This is a genomic window from Acinetobacter sp. (assembly GCF_041911495.1).
In the GTDB taxonomy this organism is placed as follows: Bacteria; Pseudomonadota; Gammaproteobacteria; order Pseudomonadales; family Moraxellaceae; genus Acinetobacter.
Genome location: NZ_JAYROT010000034.1, coordinates 1 through 15,269 on the forward strand (window position 1 = coordinate 1; position 15,269 = coordinate 15,269).

At 42.9% G+C, this 15,269-nt stretch carries 12 protein-coding genes; 9 read left to right on the forward strand and 3 right to left on the reverse strand.

Translation table 11 applies throughout. The annotated features are described in order from the left end of the window. From ACE3PQ_RS03890 to glpD, 3 genes are all read left to right on the forward strand, one after another. On the forward strand, window positions 1-855 hold an 855-nt coding region (locus tag ACE3PQ_RS03890; RefSeq protein ID WP_374295385.1), incomplete at its 5' end, for an FGGY-family carbohydrate kinase. Window positions 856-879: 24 nt separating this feature from the next. Then, window positions 880-1,641 carry a DeoR/GlpR family DNA-binding transcription regulator gene (locus tag ACE3PQ_RS03895; RefSeq protein WP_374295387.1) on the forward strand — a complete coding sequence of 254 codons (762 nt, stop codon included), beginning with the start codon at window positions 880-882 and terminating at the stop codon, window positions 1,639-1,641. Between the two features lie 188 nt (window positions 1,642-1,829). Next, window positions 1,830-3,350 (forward strand): glycerol-3-phosphate dehydrogenase, encoded by a 1,521-nt coding sequence (glpD, locus tag ACE3PQ_RS03900; protein WP_374295389.1) that lies wholly within the window; start codon window positions 1,830-1,832, stop codon window positions 3,348-3,350. Between the two features lie 86 nt (window positions 3,351-3,436). Here glpD and ACE3PQ_RS03905 read toward each other — a convergent pair whose 3' ends face one another. Both ACE3PQ_RS03905 and ACE3PQ_RS03910 read right to left on the reverse strand, forming a co-directional pair. Next, window positions 3,437-5,575, reverse strand: coding sequence for a 3-hydroxyacyl-CoA dehydrogenase NAD-binding domain-containing protein (locus ACE3PQ_RS03905; protein ID WP_374295391.1), 2,139 nt, complete (start codon window positions 5,573-5,575; stop codon window positions 3,437-3,439). A 186-nt stretch (window positions 5,576-5,761) separates the two neighbouring features. Next, window positions 5,762-6,967, reverse strand: coding sequence for an acetyl-CoA C-acetyltransferase (locus tag ACE3PQ_RS03910; RefSeq protein ID WP_374295392.1), 1,206 nt, complete (start codon window positions 6,965-6,967; stop codon window positions 5,762-5,764). Window positions 6,968-7,184: 217 nt separating this feature from the next. On the opposite strand from ACE3PQ_RS03910, the gene pheS reads away from it, so the two are divergent. The 6 genes from pheS (at window position 7,185) to ACE3PQ_RS03940 (ending at window position 15,092) form a co-directional block, all read left to right on the forward strand. Beyond that, window positions 7,185-8,165, forward strand: a complete 981-nt coding sequence (gene pheS / locus ACE3PQ_RS03915) for a phenylalanine--tRNA ligase subunit alpha (RefSeq protein WP_374295394.1) — start codon at window positions 7,185-7,187, stop codon at window positions 8,163-8,165. 167 nt (window positions 8,166-8,332) lie between these two features. Then, a complete protein-coding gene (gene pheT / locus ACE3PQ_RS03920; protein ID WP_374295395.1) occupies window positions 8,333-10,723 on the forward strand; it encodes a phenylalanine--tRNA ligase subunit beta in 2,391 nt (796 codons plus the stop codon). Then, complete coding sequence (locus ACE3PQ_RS03925) at window positions 10,720-11,019, forward strand: integration host factor subunit alpha (RefSeq protein ID WP_241573712.1); 300 nt, start codon at window positions 10,720-10,722, stop codon at window positions 11,017-11,019. The genes pheT and ACE3PQ_RS03925 overlap by 4 nt, the downstream gene beginning before the upstream one ends. 103 nt (window positions 11,020-11,122) lie before the next feature. Next, window positions 11,123-12,463, forward strand: coding sequence for an MFS transporter (locus ACE3PQ_RS03930; protein WP_374295399.1), 1,341 nt, complete (start codon window positions 11,123-11,125; stop codon window positions 12,461-12,463). 244 nt (window positions 12,464-12,707) lie between these two features. Next, the gene (locus ACE3PQ_RS03935; protein ID WP_374295400.1) at window positions 12,708-13,955 is read left to right on the forward strand and encodes an alginate export family protein; all 1,248 of its coding nucleotides are present in this window, start codon (window positions 12,708-12,710) and stop codon (window positions 13,953-13,955) included. Window positions 13,956-14,171: 216 nt separating this feature from the next. Beyond that, window positions 14,172-15,092, forward strand: coding sequence for an Arm DNA-binding domain-containing protein (locus ACE3PQ_RS03940; protein WP_374295402.1), 921 nt, complete (start codon window positions 14,172-14,174; stop codon window positions 15,090-15,092). Between the two features lie 29 nt (window positions 15,093-15,121). On the opposite strand, the gene ACE3PQ_RS03945 is transcribed toward ACE3PQ_RS03940, so the two are convergent. After that, a partial coding sequence (locus ACE3PQ_RS03945) for an IS3 family transposase (protein ID WP_374295404.1) occupies window positions 15,122-15,269 on the reverse strand: 148 nt, incomplete at its 5' end.

The following is a 15,269-nucleotide window of genomic DNA, read 5'->3' on the forward strand; positions in this document are numbered from 1 at the left end:
GAAGTACGTTCATCTTCTGAAGTGTATGGGCATACGTATACCATCAGCGGGCAAGAAACTCGTATTCCAATTGCAGGCATTGCAGGTGATCAACAGGCTGCATTGTTTGGTCAAATCTGTGTAGAGTCTGGTCAGGCAAAGAATACTTATGGTACAGGCTGTTTCTTGCTAATGAATACAGGTAAAGCAGCCGTACGTTCGGAACACGGTCTGATTACTACCATTGCCTGCGGTAAAAATGGCGAGGTGAATTACGCCTTAGAAGGGGCAATCTTCAATGCGGGTTCGAGCGTACAGTGGCTACGTGATGAGCTCAAAGTCATTCATGATTCGCATGATTCAGAATATTATGCGACTAAGGTGAAAGACAGTAATGGCGTCTATGTCGTGCCTGCATTTACAGGGCTCGGTGCACCATATTGGGATCCTGATGCACGTGGTGCAATCTTTGGGCTAACGCGTGGCGCAAGCTGTGAGCATATTATCCGTGCGACCTTGGAAGCGATCGCTTATCAGACTAGAGATGTCCTTGATGCAATGCAAAATGATGCCGATATTTCCCTGAAAAAATTACGTGTAGATGGTGGTGCGACAGGGAATAATTTTCTGATGCAATTCCAGTCTGACATTTTAAATGTGCCTGTAGAGCGTCCAACACTCAGAGAAACGACAGCAATGGGCGCTGCATTTTTAGCAGGTCTAGCGGTAGACTTTTGGCAAGATATTGATGAGTTGAAAGAGAAAATCTCTATTGATCAAACCTATACGCCGACGCATGATCACGATGAGATGCAAAAACTCTATAAAGGGTGGCAAAAGGCGGTAAAACGTACACGAGAGTGGGAATCAGAATAACAACATAATCTAGGAAGAGATGTGATGGGCTTAATTCTTCGGCATCAACAAACCATCGAACTGGTCAAGACGAGAGGCTATATCAGTATTGATGAGTTGGCACAGTATTTTAATGTGACACCGCAGACGATTCGTCGAGATATTAATCAACTGGCGGATGAAGGTTTGTTGCGTCGTTATCACGGTGGTGCGGCTTATGACTCCTCCACAGTTGCCAACACAGAGTACAGCATGCGTGCAGGGCAGTTGCTCGAAGAAAAGCGCCGTATTGCCGAGGCTGTTGCCAAAGATGTGCCAGATCACGCCTCGATCTTTATCAATATCGGTACAACCACTGAAGCGATTGCACATGCGCTGTTGCAACATAGCGGGCTCAAAGTCATTACCAATAATCTCAATGTCGCCAAAATCCTCAGCAGTAAGCAAGACTTTGAAGTGATGATCGCTAGCGGTCGAGTGCGTCCCGATGGCGGAGTGATTGGTCAGGCGACGGCTGACTTTTTTAAACAATTTAAAGTCGATTATGCGCTAGTTGGGATCAGTGGTATTGATCAAGATGGCACATTACTCGATTTTGATTTTCAAGAGGTCTGTGTGTCCCAAGCGATTATGGTGGGTGCAAGGAAGATATTTTTAGCTGCAGATAGTTCAAAGTTTGGACGCAATGCGATGAATCGCTTAGCGAGCTTAGATCAAGTCGATCGAATTTATACCGATGAAATGCCTGAAAAAGTATATGCTGATCGGATCAAAGCATCTGGTGTGCCGCTAATTATTGCGGAATAAATCAAATAAGATTGAGTTAATGTCTTTAAAATTAAGCATTTAAATAACTTTCATTGTTTTGAAATAAAAATTCTATAAGCTAAAAATGTTCGAAAATATTCGTTATTTCTCAAAAATAACGCTTGATAATGTTCGTTTTAAGGTTTATTATTTTCATAATAGAAAATTAATAAGATGTGTGGTGTGCTATGCAAAAACTTCAATCGTCCCAAAGTATCTTTGATTTATTCGTCGTTGGTGGCGGGATCAATGGTGTCGGTATCGCCAATGACGCCGCAGGGCGAGGGCTGTCGGTATTTCTTTGTGAAAAAGACGATTTAGCCAGTCATACTTCTTCGGCGAGTAGTAAGTTGATTCATGGTGGATTGCGCTATTTAGAGCACAAAGAATTTCGTTTGGTGCGTGAAGCATTGGCTGAGCGTGAAGTCTTGTTGGCTAAAGCACCACACATTATCAAACCGATGCGCTTTATCATGCCACATCGTCCGCATTTGCGTCCTGCATGGCTGATTCGTACAGGTTTATTTTTCTATGATCATTTGGGTAAGCGTAAAAAATTATCAGGTTCAAACAATGTCTTTTTTAAAGAAGATAGCCCGCTACAACCTGCGATCACTCGTGGTTTTGAATATTCAGACTGTACCGTTGATGATGCACGTTTAGTCGTTCTCAACGCCATGCAAGCTCGTGAAAAGGGCGCACAAATCATGACACAAACTCGTTGTGTTTCGGCAAAGCGTGAAGATGGGCTGTGGGTAATTAATCTTGAAAATACGCACGGACAATTCCAAATCAAAGCTAAAGTCTTGGTCAATGCGGCAGGACCGTGGGTATCGCAATTTATCCGTGAAGATGTGCAAATCAAATCCCCATATGGTATTCGCCTGATTCAGGGTAGTCATATCATCGTACCAAAACTGCATGACTTGGATAAATCTTTCATCATGCAAAATGACGATGGACGTATTGTATTTGCAATTCCTTATTTAGATAAATTTACCCTGATTGGTACGACAGATCGTGAATATGAAGGCGATCCTGCTAAAGTCGCAATCACAGAAGAAGAAATTACTTACCTGATCAAAATCAGTAATGAACATTTCAAAGCACAACTACAGCGTGAAGATGTGGTGAGCACTTTCGCAGGTGTGCGTCCATTATGTGATGATGAGTCGGATAATCCTGCGGCGATTACTCGTGACTACACTTTGTCTTTGATCCAAGATCAGGCTGATCAAGCACCGATGCTTGCGGTATTTGGTGGGAAGTTGACGACTTATCGCAAACTTGCAGAGTCGGCGATGAAGCAATTGCGTCCATTTTTCAAAGATAAAATGCAAGCAAGTTGGACGACAAAAGAAGCCTTACCTGGTGGTGAAAATATCACGTCGATTGAACTGTTAATTTCTGAAGTTCAAGAGAAATGTGTTGGCGTTTCAGAAGGTCTTGCAACTCGTTGGGTCAATGCTTATGGCTCACGTGTATGGTCGATGCTTGCACATATTCGCAAAGTCGAAGATTTAGGTTATGACTTCGGTGAAGGCTTGTATTCTCAAGAAGTAGATTACCTGATTGAGCATGAGTGGGCTCGTCACAGTGCGGATATTCTATGGCGTCGTAGCAAGCTGGGTTTGTCTTTCCCTACGGATAAAGTAGCAGAGTTGGATCATTATCTTGTGGAAAAACTGGTGGCGTTGGATGCGGCTTAAACCTAGTTGATCGTTCAAAATGATATAGAAAAGCAGATTCGAAAATCTGCTTTTTTTATTACTTAATTATTGAAGATTAATTCAAATCAACGGATTGGCTCACCTGACTGCGCATGTTTTTTTAACAACTCAGGCGCTTTGAAGCGTGCACCAAAACGACTTTCTAATTCATTGACACGTTGCAAGGCTTTATCCAAACCATATTGATTTAAGAATTGAATTGCACCGCCAGTCCACGGCGCAAAGCCGATACCAAAGATCGAACCGACATTGGCATCAACCACCGAAGTCAAAACATTTTCCTCATAGCATCGTAAGGTATCTAATGCTTGTACAAAGAGGATGCGATCAATCATATCTTGCTCGTTGATATCATGGTCTTTTTGCCACTGTGACAAACCTTCCCATAGATATTTTTTGCCATCGCTCGGATATTCATAGAAGCCTGCACCAGCAGCTTTGCCTTTACGTTCATGCTTGTGGATCATCTCTGCAATTACGTCTTCGACAGGTGATTTCGGCAGGTCTTTGCCCTCAGCTTGAAGTGCTTTTCGAGTTTCATTGGTGACATGCTCACTCAAGCTCAGACTGACCTCATCTTGAATGGCTAGTGGCCCAACTGGCATGCCTGCTTTGAGTGCAGCCATTTCAATCTTGGCAGCGTGTACGCCTTCTGCAAGTAAGCGCATACCTTCTTGTACAAAAGTGCCGAACACACGACTGGTAAAGAAGCCACGGCTATCATTCACGACGATTGGAGTTTTGGCAATCTGCTGTACAAAGTCATAGGCACGTGCCAAAGTTTCATCTGAAGTTTCATGCCCTTTGATGATTTCGACCAGTTGCATCTTATCGACTGGACTAAAGAAGTGTAGCCCAATGAAGTTTTTGGCATTTTTACTGGCTTGTGCAAGCCCTGTAATTGGTAAGGTTGAGGTATTCGATGCCATCACACCACCATCGATCAGATACTGTTCGGCTTCCTCGGTGACTTTGGCTTTGAGTGCTTGATTTTCAAATACCGCCTCGATAATCAAGTCACAGCCTTGCAAATCTTTGGCATCGGCAGACGGCTGAATGAGCGCAAGAATTTGATCCTTTTTCTCAGCTGTCATACGACCACGTGATACACGCTTTTCGAGTAGTTTTTGGCTATACGCTTTGCCTTTCTCCGCTGCTTCAATACTGACATCTTTTAGCACAACAGGCACGCCTTTAATCGCTGTCGAGTAGGCGATGCCTGCGCCCATCATGCCTGCGCCGAGTATACCGACTTTTGTCGCTTGCCATTTTTCGATATTTTTCGGGCGACTTTCACCTGCTTTAATCGCATTTAAGCCGTGCCAAAAAGTGCCGATCATATTCTTTGATACTTGACCTGTGGCAAGTTCAGTAAAATAACGACTTTCGATTCGTAGTGCGGTATCGACATCGACCTGTGCACCTTCAACGGCTGCTGCCATGATCGCCTCAGGCGCAGGATAACAGCCTTTGGTTTTACTACGGAGTATCGCAGGGGCAATGGCAAGGACTTGTGCAACGGCAGGTGTTTTTGGATCGCCACCCGGAATTTTATAACCTTTCACGTCGAAAGGTTGTTGACTTTTTGGATTAGACTTTACCCATGCTTTAGCTTTGTCGAGTAATTCCTCATTCGAGCTTGCTGTGTCATGAATTAAGCCCAGTTGAACGGCTTGTGCAACGCCAAACTGTTTACCTTCCATGAGGAATGGAAAAGCTGTTTGAAGCCCAAGCAAACGCACCATGCGGACGATACCACCGCCTCCCGGAAGCAGTCCTAGAGTCACTTCAGGTAAGCCAAATTTTGCTTTAGCATCTTGCAGAGCAATACGATGATGACAGCCTAATGCCAGCTCCCAACCACCACCAAGTGCTGTGCCATTCAAACAAGCAACTACAGGTACGCCAAGTGTTTCGATCTGACGAAATTGCACTTTCATGCTTTCAATCATGTTGAAAAATTCTGTGGCATGTTCAGGTGTGGCTTGGATCAACTCATCCAAATCACCGCCTGCAAAAAAGGTCTTTTTCGCAGAAGTGAAAATAATCCCTGCAATTTGATCTTTCTCTGCACGTATTTTCGTCGTAGTTGCTTCTAGCGCTTCACGGAAGTCTGCATTCATGGTATTGGCAGATTGATTCGGTGAATCTAAAGTTAAAATCACGATGTTGTCGGCATCTTTTTGATATTGAATTGCGCTCATTATGATGTCCTGATATTGATGTAATTACTTAAAATCTGAAATTTAAATTACTAAAAATGTCGGCGAGGCAGGGCTTGCGAGGCGAGGCAGATCGAAAAAAGCGCAGTTGACATTCGGTCAATGAGTATTTTTGAGATCCATACAGCAAAAATCAACGCAACGAAGCAAGAACCACATAGCCAGTTTTTAGACTCGCTCAATAATTGTGGCAATACCCATCCCACCACCAACGCACAACGTCGCCAAACCACGCTTTAAATTTCGGCGTTCCAACTCATCGAGTAATGTTCCGAGAATCATTGCACCAGTTGCGCCAAGCGGATGTCCCATGGCGATCGCACCGCCATTGACATTGACCTTATCCATCGGCACGTTCAGCTCATTGACGAAACGCATCACCACTGCGGCAAAGGCTTCATTCACTTCAAACAAATCAATGTCATCAATCTTTAAACCTGCTTTGGCTAAGGCTTTACGTGCCGCAGGAGCAGGCCCTGTAAGCATGATGGTTGGATCAGTGCCGACCAATGCCGTAGACAGGATTTTTGCACGAGGTTTAAGGTTCAACTCTTGAGCCATTTTCTCTGAACCAATTAATACAAGTGCTGCACCATCGACGATGCCTGAGGAGTTACCTGCATGATGCACATGGTTGACTTTTTGTGCTTCAGGATACTTTTGTAGTGCCACTGCATCGAAGCCCATATTGCCCATCATTTCAAAACTTGGATTGAGCTTGGCAAGGTTCTCCGCTGTGGTGTTACCACGAATAAATTCATCTTTTTCTAAAATGGTCACACCTGCCTGATCTTTGACAGGGACTATGGATTTTTCAAAATAGCCATTCGCCTGTGCATTGGCCGCTTTTTGTTGTGAATTGACCGCAAAAGCATCAACATCGGCACGGCTATAACCATCCAATGTAGCTATCAAATCTGCACCGACACCTTGTGGAACAAAGGCAGATTTTAGATTGGTTTGCGGATCAAGCGCCCATGGTCCACCGTCAGAACCCATTGGGATGCGTGACATAGACTCGACACCGCCTGCCACGATCAAATCCTCCCAACCTGAGCGGACTTTTTGTGCAGCGAGATTGACCGCTTCTAAGCCTGATGCACAAAAGCGATTGATCTGTACGCCTGATACATGATCGCTCCAACCTGCGGCAATGGCAGCGGTTTTGGCAATATCACCACCTTGATCGCCAATCGGCGTGACACAGCCGAGAATCACATCTTCGACTTTGGAGGTATCGAGTTGATTGCGCTGTTCTAAGGCGTGAAGTAGGGTGGTAACGAGGGAGATGGGTTTGACTTCGTACAAGCTACCGTCTTTTTTTCCTTTACCACGTGGGGTACGGACGGCATCAAAAATATAAGCCTCGCTCATGTGCAATTCCTATGTCTATTCAAAAAATTCCTGCATGTAGTGTACAGAATCGACGTTGATCTGCAATGACACGAATGTTTAATAGCAATGATGGAAAATGCTAGTTTGTGCAATTTATTTGAGAGATACGCTTTATTGCATCTTCTTCATAAAATATTTGAGAAAAAACTGTTAGAATACAGCCTCTAAAAAAATTGATGAACATTTGAGAGTTATTATGTCACTGGAAGCCTTGACCGCTGAAGCGCTGACGGCGATTGCCGAAGCCAATGAACTTGCCACACTTGATCAAGTCCGTGTGCAATTTACAGGGAAAAAGAGTCAACTTGCAGAACAGTCTAAAGCCTTAGGTAAAATGGATCCTGAACAACGTAAAGTCGAAGGGGCGAAAATCCATGCCGTGCGTGAGTCGATCAACAATGCTTTGACCGCACGACAAGCTGAGCTACAACAGCAAGCATTGACGGCGAAACTTGCCAGCGAAACCATTGATATTAGCCTGCCAGGTCGTGGTCAGCAGGTCGGTAGCATTCATCCAGTGACCCAAGTGCGTGAGCGGATTAGTCAATTTTTTACTAAAGCAGGCTTTGTGGTGGCAGAAGGCCCTGAGGTTGAAGATGATTATCACAACTTTGAAGCCTTGAATATTCCAAGTCATCACCCTGCACGTGCCATGCATGACACCTTTTATTTTGATGCACAGCATTTATTGCGCACCCATACGTCTGGTGTGCAAATCCGTACCATGGAAACGGCAAAACCACCGATTCGCATCATTTGCCCAGGTCGTGTGTATCGCTGTGACTCAGATCAAACCCACTCGCCGATGTTTCATCAGATCGAAGGCTTGTACGTCACCGAAAACACCAACTTTACCGAATTTAAAGGCATCATCATCAATTTATTAGAAGCCTTTTTTGAAAAAGAACTCACCGTGCGTTTCCGTCCATCGTATTTCCCATTTACCGAGCCAAGTGCCGAAGTGGACATTATGGATGAGCGTGGCAAATGGCTTGAAGTCATGGGCTGTGGCATGGTGCATCCGACCGTGCTGCAAAATTGTGGAATCGACCCAGTGCAATATTCAGGCTTTGCGTTTGGATTAGGGATAGAGCGCTTTGCGATGCTTCGTTATGGCGTGAATGATTTGCGCATGTTCTATCAAAATGACGTGCGTTTCTTGCGTCAATTCGCCTAAAGAACTGATTAAGATTTATAGATTTGAAGTATTGAGTGATTAAGAAATCCCCCTAAATCCCCCTTTGTAAAGGGGGACTTATCCTGAAACTTATAGTGAATAAGATTCATCTAAGTCCCGCTCTTTTTTAATGAGGGGTTAGGGGAGATTGAAGGAATATTGAAAAAATGAAAATTAGTGAAAATTGGTTGCGTGCTTGGGTGAATCCTGCGGTCGATAGCGACACATTGGCAGATCAACTGACCATGCTCGGATTGGAAATTGACGACAGCTCACCAGTGGCAAAACCATTTACTGGCGTTGTAGTTGGAGAAGTGTTGACGGTAGAGCAACATCCTGATGCTGATCGCCTACGTGTCACGACAGTAAATATTGGCGAAGCTGAACCAGTGCAAATCGTCTGTGGTGCGCCGAACGTCACTGTGGGTATGAAAGCGCCAGTGGCAACCATCGGTGCAGTTTTACCAGGTGATTTTAAAATTAAAAAAGGCAAACTGCGTGGCGTGGAGTCACATGGGATGCTGTGCGGTGCATCAGAGATTGATTTAGAAGATCAAATTGACGGTTTATTAGAGTTGCCTGCGGACGCGCCTGTTGGTGTCAATATCCGTGAGTATCTCAAGCTCGATGATCGTGTCATCGACATCAGTATCACGCCGAACCGTGGTGATTGCTTTAGTATTCGTGGTATCGCTCGTGAAGTTGCTGTGATTAACAAGCTGAGTGCCCAAGCACCTGAAATTCAAGCCGTGCCAGCGACGATTTCAGCGCAAAAAACGGTGAATGTGACGACGGAAGCTTCACCTCGCTATCTCGGTCGTATAATTCAAAACGTCAATACCAAAGCACCGACACCTGACTGGATGGCGCAAGCGCTGACCAATTCAGGGATTCGTAGCCACAGCATTTTGGTGGATATTACCAACTATGTCTTGCTTGAACTTGGTCAGCCTTTGCATGCTTTTGATGCGGATAAAATCGAAGGCGCCGTGCATGTACGTCAAGCGACACAAGGTGAAAAACTGGTTTTGCTCAATGACCAAGAAGTGGAATTGCAAGATGATGTGACGGTAATTGCAGACGATCAAAAAGTCTTGGCAATCGGTGGCATCATGGGCGGTCTGTCATCGAGTGTGACCGATGATACGCATAATATTTTCCTAGAAAGTGCCTTCTTCGCACCGCTTGCAATTGCAGGGCGTGCACGTCGTTTTGGTCTACATACAGATGCTTCACAGCGTTTTGAGCGTGGTGTAGATTTTGAATTGCCTGCTTTGGCGATGGATCGTGCTAGTCAATTGATTCAACAGCTTGCAGGTGGTGAGTTTGGTGAAGTGACCACGGTGGAAAATGTATCTCTTTTACCAAAGCGTACAGCAATTCAATTGAGCCAAGCGCAAGTGGATAAATTACTCGGCTTCCATGTTGAAGCGTCATTTATACAAGATGTGTTGACTCGCCTTGAGTGTGAGGTGGTTGCACAAGGTGATGCAGATAATCAAACTTGGTCGGTGACTCCGCCATCGCATCGTTATGATTTAGCGATTTATCAAGATTTGATCGAAGAAATTGCCCGTATTTACGGTTATGACAATATTCCAACGACTAAGCCGAATATGCAAATCACTTTGGAAAATTATCAAGATCAAAGTGAAATAGGGCAGTTGCGTCAGACTTTGGTGGCCCTCGGCTATCAAGAGGCGATTAGCTTTAGCTTTGTCGATGCCAAACTAGAAAATCAGCTTAATCCACAAGTGAATGCTTTAGCCCTTGCTAACCCGATTTCTAGCGACTTGGCGGTGATGCGTAGCACATTATTGTCTAGCTTGATTCCATGTGTGCAATACAACTTAAACCGTCAGCAAGATCGTGTACGCTTCTTCGAGCTTGGCTTGCGTTTTGACTATCAGACAGCAACGTCTATCCATGATCTGAAACAAATTCCGACTTTGGCGATGATCGCCGTTGGCTCAAAAGCACCTGAGCAATGGCATGTCAAAACGCAAGACATGGATTTTTACGATCTAAAAGGTGAAGTCGAAGCGTTAATTGACACGGCACATACCAGTGTTGAATATCAGCGTTCTGAACGTGCTTGGTTGCACCCAGGTCAGTCGGCTGAGATTGTGGTTAATGGTCAGTCTGTGGGCTATCTCGGACGTTTGCACCCATCATTAGAAGCGGAATTAGATCTCGGCGTAACTTGGGTTGCGGAAATGGATCAGAGCCTGCTTTTGCAACCGTATGTATATAATTTTACAGAATTATCACGATTTCCTTCAGTTCGACGTGATATTGCACTTGTAATTGATGCTAATATTGCGTTAAGTTCAATAGAAACAACGATCAAGCAATCTGCAGGTGAGTTTTTGTCAGCGAGTTGGTTGTTTGATGTCTACACAGGACAAGGCGTTGAAACTGGACACCGTTCATTAGCTTTTGCTTTGCTTTTCCAACATCCTTCACGTACATTAGAAGATGCGGAAATAAAACTAGCGATGGATCGTGTAATTGGAAGCCTAGAAACAACGTATAAAGCTAAATTGAGGGCCTCATGACAGCATTAACAAAAGCCGAAATGGCAGATCACTTAAGTGAGAAGACCAACTTAAATCGTAGGGAAGCGAAGCAATTGGTTGAGTTATTTTTTAACGAGTTGAGTCAGGCATTGATCGATGGCGATCAAGTCAAACTTTCGGGTTTTGGTAATTTTGAACTGCGTGATAAACGACAGCGTCCAGGTCGTAATCCAAAAACTGGTGAAGAGATTCCAATCACTGCACGTCGTGTGGTGACTTTCCGTGCGGGTCAGAAGTTTAGACAACGTGTGGAAAATGAACAAATTGATGACTAACCGTCGATGTGTATATGAATTAAAAAAAATAGGGCTTCGATTGAAGCCTTATTTTTTTGTGCTATTTTGATCTGCACTGATGATGTAACATTTAAGCCACCTCATGACCGACAACCTGCAACGCAACTCACCATCTGCACAGCCAATCCAATCGGCACAACCTATATATTCTAAAAATCCGCATTTTAGCCTATGGCTATTACTCAGTCTGTATTTGGCACAAGGCTTACCCGTTGGCTTTATGACTCAAGCCTTACCTGCATTGCTACGTCATTATGGTGTATCACTTGCCGAGATTGGTGTATCAGGTCTGTTGATGTTGCCGTGGGCGATTAAATTCTTGTGGGCGCCTGTAGTCGATCAATTTGGGTCTCGACGTTTAGGGCATTATCGTGCATGGATTATTTTCACCCAAAGTTTGACTTTAATTTGCTTGATTGTTTTGGCATTTTTACCGATTGATCAAATGGCAAATCCTGCGATTCTATGGGGATTATTTACGGTACTATTTTGTCTCAATCTATTTTGTGCAACACAAGATATTGCCACTGATGGCTTGGCGGTGAATATTTTAAAGAAGGGGCAACTTCACTGGGGCAATAGCTTCCAAGTGATTGGCTCACGGCTCGGTTTCTTGATTGGTGGTGGAGCAGTGTTGTATGCGATCGATTTACTGTCTTGGGAAATGACGTTTTTGTTGCTTAGTCTTGGCGTTTTTCTAAATAGTATTCCCGTATTGTTTTACCGTGAGCCACAGAAAGTTCAATGCACAGATTCAATGGATACGCCGATTGCTAGAGATTCAATTCTCTTAAAGTTTCAACAAGGCTTGGCGTATCTTTGGCAAAATACTGAATTAAAATTATGGTTTTTCGTGTTACTGACTTACAAAGTTGCTGATGGTTTAAGTGGTCCAATTATTAAACCGATGATGATTGATATGGGGCTCAGCCTAGCGCAGATCGGCTTAAACGTGACGGTATTTGGTGCAGTCTGTGCATTGCTTGGTGCATTATTGGCAGGTTTGATGATTCGTCTGTTTGGACTGCAAAGCATGTTTGTATGCTTTGCAATATTGCAAAGTTTAGCGATTATTTATTATGTGATTTTAGCCTATCTATTTGAAAATCATATTTTATTTCCGCAGTTTCATTTGTATGTTGCGAATGCTTTAGAAGAATTTTGCTCCGCTTTGGCATTGGTGGCGATGCTAAGCTTGATTATGCGATATGCACGTCAGCATATGGCAGGCTCGGATTTTACCTTTCATGTGGCGATCATGAGTATGGTGAGTGGTGGACTATATGTGGTGAGTGGTGGCTTGGCGGAATTATTAGGTTATTTTCAGACTTTGCTATTGATCTTTATTACGTCGCTATGTTGCTTGATTCCAAAGATTAGATGGTATGTGTATCAACGCTCAATGACGAATGAATCCCACTGATGAGTTTCCGTTTGGCATAAGTATTGCAATTTTATGACAGTTGCATATCGACGCTGATATTGCACACGGTCAAAGATGCCCGAATACACTTCTCGCTTAAATCGTGATGAAGTTGGGCATCTATCCATTCAATGAATTTCTCCTAGATTCCCTATTTTCATAACACCACCTTAAGCAGAAGAAAGTTGGCACTGTGTTTCACAGTTCTTTCAAATGAAGAAAACCTGCTTGCATGGGGAATTTTATGAAAAAATTAGCACTTCATACCACCACTGTCGCTGTATTCCTTGCTTCCAATGCTGTGATTGCATCACCATTTATTGATGATGCAAAAGTCAATGCAGATCTCCGTCTGCGTTATGAAAATGTCGATATGGAAAGTACAAAAATAGATGCCGATGCTGTGACGGCAAGGGCTAGATTGGGCGTTATTTCGGGCGTATTTAATGGACTGAGTGTAGGTGTAGAGGGGGAAGCGACTGCTGAAATTAATGATAAATTTAACAGCACACGCAATGGGCAGGGCGATTACAACACCGTAGTTGATCCAGAATCCTATGAGCTGAATAAGCTGTGGTTGAAGTATCAATTTCCTGTTGATGGATTTTTAAAGGGTAGTGATATTACTGTCGGTCGCCAATCGATTAACTTAGATAATCAACGCTTCGTTGGTGGTGTGGCATGGCGTCAAAATGAACAAACCTATGATGCGGCCAGTTTAAACTTAAAATTCACGCCAAACTTTGCGCTGTACTATGCTTATATTGATCAAGTGAATACTATATTTGGGAGTGAAGGTGCGACACCTATAGCCAATAATGTCGCACAGCCGAGTGAAGTTGATAGTGAGTCACATTTGGTACAATTGCGCTATAAAGCCAGTGAAGCGTTCAATGCGGTTGCTTATGGCTATCTATTGGATTTGCAAGATTGGAGTGCAGATACTTTAAGTAGCCAAACGATCGGTGCTCGTATTCATGGCAAAATCCCAAGCCTACCATTACGTTACGCTGCTGAATATGCGACACAGCAAGATTATGCAGATAATCCCATTGATTATGAGGCGGATTATTACAATGTTGAGTTGGCATATCTTCTCCCTGCAAGTGTAGTTAAGGGAGAAATTGCAACAGGTTACGAAGTGCTGGGCAGTGACGAAGGCGTTCGAGGCTTTCAAACGCCATTGGGTACAAAGCATAAATTCAATGGTTGGAATGATGTATTCTTAAATACGCCTGCCGATGGATTGGCAGATAGTTATTTGAATTTTAAGGTGAATCCGATCGAGAAAGTCAGCTTAGGTGGTGAATATCACTACTACACGACTGATGAAAATAGCCGTTATTTAGGGCAAGAATATGGCTTAGTTTTAAGCTCAGCTTTACCACTCAAAGGGACAAGTGTACTGACCAAATGGAGCAACTTTGAAAGCGAAGATGCGAGCTTGGTTGATACCCGTAAAGTTTGGGTGCAAATGGAATATAAATACTAAATCAGTATAAGTAAGAAAAGGCTAAATAAGAGAAAGTAATCAAGAGAAAGAGTGAACACGGAAGTTTGCTATCAAAAATAAAGGTAGAGTATTTTCTTATAAGAATATAAATAAATGGTGGGCCCACCGTGACTCGAACACGGGACCAACGGATTATGAGTTCTATAACCCATAATATAAAAATCGATAACTTTAGATTAAAATAATATAAATACAATGGCTTACAATATTTCAATAATCAACCATTGGTTCTTATTGTTGATTATAGTAACCTTAAATTGCTTACTAATTGCTTATTTTTTTGGTATCAATATGAATTTCACAAAACCAGCAATAGAAAAACTAGAATGCCAATCCGACTCTAAACCTTCTTTCTACTGGGATAGCTCCACTAGTGGTTTTGGTGTAAAAGTCACACCAAACAATAAAAAAACATATATCTTCCAAGGTCGTGTTGGTTCCAACACACGGCGTATAACTATTGGCCAAGTAAAAGATTGGCGTCTTAGTGATGCTCGTGAAAAAGCCAAAGAGCTTGCTGTATTATGCTCTCAAGGAATAGACCCGGTAATTGAAAAAGCTAAAAGAATTGAATCTGATCTTAAATATGGCATAGAAAGTAAACGTAAAGAGATAAAATTTCGTGATGCTTGGGAATTATATGTGACTGCAAATAAAAATCGTTGGAGACCTAGAACTTACCAAGATCATATTGACCTGTGCCGTGGAGGTTATGATTCTGAAAGGAATTATACTTATAAAGAACAACCCATTAAACAACTGCTTGATATCAAGCTTATAGACTTAACTTCTGATTTTTTTATCGATTGGCTAAACAAGAACTCATTTAGAGCGACAACAGCAAGTAAATCTTATCGACTTGTCAGAGCCTTCTTGAATTGGTGCGATGAAGATACTCGTTTTGAGAATCTGCTTCCATCCAAATCATTTAATACAAAAGCAGTACGCAGAAATGTTGCTCCAGTTAATGCCAAGAAAGATTGCCTAACGAAACAACAATTACCATCATGGTTTAATGAAATTAAAAATATATCGAATACCAAAATTAGTACTTTCTTTATATGTACCTTGATTACAGGTTCACGCAAAGATGAACTATTAGCTGATGTGTGCTGAATTAGCAGGAGACTTTCACTTGGGAGATTCTAGGCGGCTAACCGATAAAAGTCTTTTGCCATTTGATTTGGTGTCTTAAAATCCAAGCCTTTTTGAATTCTTCGCTGATTATAAAATAACTCTATATATTTTGTAATATCCACTTTGGCTTCTTCCCTTGTTTTGTAGTTGCGATGA